Source organism: Pantoea sp. ARC270, assembly GCF_003236725.1.
GTDB classification, from domain to species: Bacteria; Pseudomonadota; Gammaproteobacteria; order Enterobacterales; family Enterobacteriaceae; genus Pantoea; species Pantoea anthophila.
Window position 1 is genome coordinate 1 of record NZ_PUGA01000080.1, and the last position, 2,521, is coordinate 2,521.

At 55.7% G+C, this 2,521-nt stretch carries 2 protein-coding genes; both read left to right on the plus strand.

Features of this window, described 5'->3' with window-relative positions:
- A partial coding sequence (locus CKF42_RS20910) for a VENN motif pre-toxin domain-containing protein (RefSeq protein ID WP_199559901.1) occupies nt 1-2,003 on the plus strand: 2,003 nt, incomplete at its 5' end.
- Nucleotides 2,004-2,007: 4 nt separating this feature from the next.
- Entirely contained in the window at nt 2,008-2,247 is a 240-nt protein-coding gene (locus CKF42_RS20915; RefSeq protein WP_111209111.1) for a hypothetical protein, read from the plus strand.
- Nucleotides 2,248-2,521 lie beyond the last annotated feature (274 nt).

The window sequence follows — 2,521 nt, forward strand, 5'->3', positions numbered from 1 at the left end:
GGCTCAGCCTGACCAGCGGGCGCGACACGACGCTCACGGGCGCGCAGGCAAACGGCAACAGCGTGAAGGTGGATGCGGGCCGCAACCTGACGCTGACCTCGGAGCAGGACAGCGACCGCTACGACAGCAAGCAACAGAGCGCCAGCGCGGGCGGCAGCTTCACGTTCGGCTCCATGACCGGGTCGGCGAGCGTGAACGTGAGCCGGGATAAGATGCACAGCAACTGGCAGAGCGTGGCCGAACAGACCGGGATTTATGCGGGTCAGGGCGGCTTTGACGTGACCGTGGGTGAGCACACACAGCTGAACGGCGCGGTTATCAGTTCCACTGCCACCGCCGATAAGAACCGGCTCGACACCGGGACGCTGGGGTTCAGCGACACAGAGAATCATGCGGAATATGAGGTGCAGCATCAGAGCGCAGGCATGAGCACCGGCGGCGGCATCGGCGGGAACTTTGCCGGTAACATGGCCAACGGGATGCTGGCGGGAGTGAACGACAGCGGCAGCGCGGAGAGCACCACCAGGTCGGCGGTGAGCGAGGGCACCATCGTTATCCGCGACCCGTCGAAGCAGAAGCAGGACGTGGCGGACCTCAGCCGCGACGTGGCGAACGCGAATCCGGGGCTGGACGTCATCTTCGACAAGGAGAAAGAGCAGAACCGGCTGAAGGCAGCGCAGCTGATAGGCGAAATCGGGGCGCAGGCGGGGGATATCGCGCGGACGCAGGGCGAAATCATCGCGACCCGTGCCGCCAATGAGAAGATATCCGATGCCACGCAGGCCGACCGCGACAGGGCGCTGGCGGAGCTGAAAGCGAAGGATCCGACGAAGCAGTACAGCGAAAATGACGTTAATAACCAGGTTTACAGCAACTTTTACAATCAGGCGTTCGTTGACAGCGGGTTCGGGACCGGCGGTAAGGTGCAGCGTGCCATCAGCGCGGTGACGGCGGCGGTGCAGGGGCTGTCAGGCGGGAACGTGGCGCAGGCGATAAGCGGCGCGTCGGCACCTTACCTGGCCGAAAAGATACATGAGCTGACGACGGACGCGAATGGTAACGTCAATACCGAAGCGAACCTGATGGCGCACGCGGTACTGGGTGCGGTAAGCTCGTATGCATCCGGCAACTCGGCGCTGGCAGGCGCATCGGGCGCGGCGATGGGCGAGTACATCGCGCAGCAGCTGTATCCAGGCGTTAAACGTAAAGACCTGAGCGAAGAGCAGCGGCAGACGATAAGCGCGCTGGGGACATTAGCGGCGGGGCTGGCAGGCGGCGTGGTGGGAGACAGCACGGCGGATGCTGTTGCGGGTGCGCAGGCGGGAAAAACGTCGCTGGAAAACAATAATCTTTTACTGCCAAGACCAGTAGTTGTGCCTGTTCCTGGATTACCAATGAGTCCGGGCGACAAAGTTGTTCAGGACGCTAACAACAATATCGCATCGGAACTGGATAAGGCTGTGAAAGGGTCAGGAACTGAGGCGGATACGCCGCCGATTACGGATGGCCCTTCAATCGTTGAAGCACGTGACGAAGCTGCAAAGACCCGCGATCCGAATGTGGCAAAGGATCTGACAGATGCGGAGAAAGCGGAGCTGGGTGGTTCAGGCTCAGGAACGCCAGGCGGCTGGGGACCTCAGGATGAAGAGAATGCGCGGAGTAATAAAAGTAACCAAAACAATAATTTTGATCGTTTCAAAAAAGATGACCTTGTTTCTTCAGCCAATGAGCCAATTAACGAACAGGGTTTATCCGCAGCGGCGAGAGCATGGGAGAAACATGCTGGCAGGCCTGGCGGTGTTTTTGAACCATTAAAAGGTAATCCAGCTCAAAAAAGCGAAGCTGCGAATAAGTTTGTAAACGAAGTTTTGAATAATACAAATACTGTAAAAACAGATCTTTCCAGAGGAGGTGTAGAGTATAGGCTTCCTGATGGAAGAGGAATACGCTATAACTCTGATGGTTCATTTTCTGGTTTCTTAGATCCTAAAACGCCGAGATAAAAATATGGACAATAGCTTTGAGATAACCTTCTTCAGTGATTCTAAATACGAAGAAATTACAGCAGAGATCTCTTACAAGGATCAAATACTTTGCCAATTAAATAAAGATAAGGGACCCGAGAATATTGAAATTGAGTTTTTTTCGGATGCTAGGTTATTAGCTGAGCAGGATAGAATGAAGTTCAGCTTGAGTACTTTTTTACAAGTAATAACTGAAGCAACGGAAGAATTAAAAATATCTTAACTTGCTGTGAATCCTGGCCAGTCTGGCCGTGATTTTTGCTTTTAAGCCCCGAATCTTCCCGCATAAGCCGCCATAACCGGAGCACATCGGGTGCAGCAATAATCTCATGCTGTCCCGGCCCGATGATCACTTCGATCTTTAGCCCGGTTGTAAAGCCAATAGTCAGGCGTGATCTGACGGTGACCGGATCGGCGGTGGTTGCCGACCGGGACGTCAATCTGCGGGCCGGGCGCGACGTGGAGATCGGCGCGGCGACCGAGACCGAGAGTCACTA

What these genes read in the sequence shown, in the direction of transcription:
- CKF42_RS20915 (WP_111209111.1), top strand. Translation starts at nt 2,008, where the DNA reads ATGGACAATAGCTTTGAGATAACCTTCTTCAGTGATTCTAAATACGAA.